Below are 480 nucleotides of genomic sequence, written 5' to 3' on the forward strand. Positions count from 1 at the left end.
AATCCGCTAGTTGCGTCTTGAAATCCTCGGGTGTTTACCGATGTATAGCGATATACAACGATAAACGTTAAAAAAGTATTGTTCAATCACTAAGTGATCGACTCGGTTGATTACTTGATGTTTTGTTGCTTCAATGTCGTTTTATCCAGTTTTCAAGGAACAAAAATACTCCCATCGGAGTAAGTTGGTGGAGCCTAGCGGGATCGAACCGCTGACCTCCTGCGTGCAAGGCAGGCGCTCTCCCAGCTGAGCTAAGGCCCCGGAATATGAATGGTGGGCCTAAGTGGACTCGAACCACCGACCTCACGCTTATCAGGCGTGCGCTCTAACCAGCTGAGCTATAGGCCCCTTCCGGGTATATGAAGTTTCATTGTTATAATGAACCTTCAAAACTGAACGCAAAACGTCAACGTATGAACCCAAGGTTCATATTCCGTAAATATCCTTAGAAAGGAGGTGATCCAGCCGCACCTTCCGATA

Annotated in this window: 2 tRNA genes; both read right to left on the minus strand. The window is 46.5% G+C overall.

The features are described 5' to 3' along the window. Positions 1-185: 185 nt before the first annotated feature. Positions 186-261: transfer RNA gene (locus AWV70_RS11190), tRNA-Ala, on the minus strand. Positions 262-271: 10 nt separating this feature from the next. Beyond that, positions 272-348 (minus strand) — tRNA-Ile (locus AWV70_RS11195). Between the last annotated feature and the right edge of the window lie 132 nt (positions 349-480).

Source organism: Sporosarcina koreensis (genome assembly GCF_001531445.1).
In the GTDB taxonomy this organism is placed as follows: Bacteria; Bacillota; Bacilli; order Bacillales_A; family Planococcaceae; genus Sporosarcina; species Sporosarcina koreensis_C.